At 29.9% G+C, this 2,746-nt stretch carries 3 protein-coding genes; all 3 read left to right on the forward strand.

Features of this window, described 5'->3' with window-relative positions; translation table 11 throughout:
- The first annotated feature begins 374 nt into the window (after positions 1-374).
- The 3 genes from ACFQ1R_RS11635 (at position 375) to ACFQ1R_RS11645 (ending at position 2,476) form a co-directional block, all read left to right on the forward strand.
- On the forward strand, positions 375-1,079 hold the full coding sequence (locus tag ACFQ1R_RS11635; RefSeq protein WP_379926397.1) for a hypothetical protein: 705 nt from the start codon (positions 375-377) through the stop codon (positions 1,077-1,079).
- Positions 1,080-1,234: 155 nt separating this feature from the next.
- Entirely contained in the window at positions 1,235-1,732 is a 498-nt protein-coding gene (locus tag ACFQ1R_RS11640) for a hypothetical protein (RefSeq protein ID WP_379926398.1), read from the forward strand.
- A gap of 150 nt (positions 1,733-1,882) precedes the next feature.
- Positions 1,883-2,476: a hypothetical protein gene (locus ACFQ1R_RS11645; RefSeq protein ID WP_379926399.1), complete on the forward strand. Its 594-nt coding sequence runs from the start codon at positions 1,883-1,885 to the stop codon at positions 2,474-2,476.
- Positions 2,477-2,746 lie beyond the last annotated feature (270 nt).

Below are 2,746 nucleotides of genomic sequence, written 5' to 3' on the forward strand. Positions count from 1 at the left end.
AAATTAAGCGGAATATTACTAGATTTTTGAACTGTATAAAAAAAACAAAGTTTGCGGAATTATAAAAATAGCGGAATTTCTAAAAATTTAAGCTAGTAAAAATTAATAGAACGGAATTCTAAAAACTGAAACGGAAAACCAAAAATTGCGGAGAAAGAATAACATAAAAATTAAAAAAAAAGGACATTTAAATCTTTGTCTAAATTCAAAACCGCTACATAACATGGTATAAATTTAATTGCTTGTAGTTACTTAATCGGAAAAATCCTGCGGATTTTTCCTTTGGCTTGTGTTTTTTTGCTATTTTAGTACCTAATCCACGCAACTAAAAATTATACAAAACGTTGTAAGCAATTTAAGAAAACCGAGGAAATTTGGTAGCATCATCAGATAAAGAATACAAATTAGCTAAACGAATAAAGCAGAAAAAAAGTGGAATCGATTCCAACTTTTTGGAGTTGGCTAATTGGATTTCAGAAAAATACGAGGTGAATGTAATAAACATTACTCACGAAATAATGAACCACGACAACCGAATTAGAATCGGAATTGCTGTTGAAACCGAAAACGACGAAATCAAATTCAAAGAAAGCGATGAACAGTGGGCTAATTACAATGAAAAAATTCAGAACGCAATCGCAGAAAAATATCTGGAGATTTGCAAAACTTTAGAAATCCCAAATGAAAAAAGTATTCTTGGACTAACAAAAAAACTGAAACCAAAATTAAAAGATATTTTCGTTTCGGCTTCAGCATTTGAACCATTAGCAAAAGAAGAAGCAAATGGGCTGATTCCAGAACCTAAAATAAAAGAATTATTAGCTAATCTAAACAATAACAAAGTTTGGACATTATCAAGGTGCTTTGCAAGTACGACTTTATTTGTTTTTGATGATAGACAAAAAGAGAAAATAAGTAAATCGGACTTCTTTAAAGAACTAGAAAAAAGATATTTTGAGTTGCTAAAAGAATATGACGAATTTGATTATTGGAAAAGAGATGAATTTAAAATTGGAATTGACTCAAAACAAAATTTTGACGAAAATTATGAAAGCAGTTGGTTTTATTATTACAGATAAAAAACTGCTTACAACAATGTATAACCGCAATTACGGCGGATTCGACTACGTCCGAATCCACTCGGAATTGCAAAAGTCAGTTCTAAACCGAAAATTAGTAACTTAAAACCCGTAACTGACGGTTATACGAGACCGTTGGCAATAATTATGACCAAATGAAAAACCTTCTGATTTTAATATTGTTTTTTTCTTTTAACCAACTGATTTCTCAAGAAAAAATTGGAATCAACGATGTATATTATGAGAACTATTTAGCATACAAAATTTCGAATGATAAATTGTTTAGCGGAATTCTACAAAAGTTTAGAAAAAATGGACACCTAGTTTATGATGAAATTTACGAAAGTGGAATTTTAATAAAAACAACTCTATACTTAAATGGAAAAGGAAAACCTGCTCCATTTAAAGTAATCCTTTACCATGAAAAAACTTTTACACCAAAAACTGAAATAGAATATAGAAAACCTCCTTACGTAGAATACACTCACTTTGATATTAATGGAGTGAAAACATTAAACGAAGTATATACTAATGACATACTAACTTATCAATGTAAATACGTCAATGGAAAAAAAAATGGGGTTGAATTTTGTATAAATGATGACGGAACAAAAACAGTTAAGGAATATATTAATGGTAAAAAAATAAAATAACTATTGCCAACACAGTGTAAAAATAATTGCTTGGTTCTAGCCTACTCGGAAAATCCTGCGGATTTTCCTTTGGTTCGTTCCTTTTTAGTAAGTTAGTTGCTTGCTCACGCAACTATCCTTACACAAACCGTTAGCCTACATTTAAAAAAAATGAGACTATTTAGAAAAATAAGAGAATTCAAGTCAAAATTTAGTTCAATTCCTGAACTTGATAATACTTTTGATTTTCCATATTCATCTAATAATCTTGAAAGGCAAAATCAAATATGGAACAATCTACAAAAAGGAATATTGCTTGAAGATGAAAAAATTCTTATTCCGTGGAATACACCTTTCAATCAACTTGATAATTATAAAGAAAAAAGATTAGATAAAGGAGACCGAACTGAATGGTATTTGGGAAAACACTCAATATTAGACGGATATAAAAGTAGTTTAGGAATTAGTATGTGGATATTTTTGCCATGGTCAAATCCTTTTGAGCGAGTTACTGAACTTCTTGGATTTGGAATTGACGGATATGAAAAATCCATTAAATTAAAAAACCATTTTAAAGAAGTGCTTGGAGAACCAACATTAACAGATATCGAATTTGAAAATGAAAATTTCTTTGAAGGAAATTATAATTGGGAAAATAGAGGAGTTAAAATTCAAATCAATGGATTCGATATGCATGGTTCTCGATATTTTTTAAATATTGGATTAACTAAAAACAAAAATGAAGAGTTTTTGAATAATTCATGATAAAATAAAAAAACGTGGGCTAACACCGTGTAAAAAACATTGCTTATTTTAGTTAAGCCGTTTGATACTTGCTTTGTTTGCTAGCTTCTGATTTTCCTTCGGAAAATCCTCGCACACAAACACGCAACGTTCCTTACACATAAACGTTGGCAATAATTTAAACATGGCGCAAGGATTCATAACTATAGAAGATGGAAGTTGTTATATCTCAAGCTGGAGAGCTTACGATGAGATAATACGAATTGTTGCTAATGAACTTTCTATAAATAA

It is taken from the genome of Mariniflexile jejuense, assembly GCF_042675665.1.
Lineage (GTDB): Bacteria > Bacteroidota > Bacteroidia > Flavobacteriales > Flavobacteriaceae > Mariniflexile > Mariniflexile jejuense.

Bases quoted from the DNA above. Each gene is read 5' to 3' on its own strand.
- ACFQ1R_RS11640 (WP_379926398.1), top strand. From the start codon at position 1,235: ATGAAAAACCTTCTGATTTTAATATTGTTTTTTTCTTTTAACCAACTG.
- ACFQ1R_RS11645 (WP_379926399.1), top strand. From the start codon at position 1,883: ATGAGACTATTTAGAAAAATAAGAGAATTCAAGTCAAAATTTAGTTCA.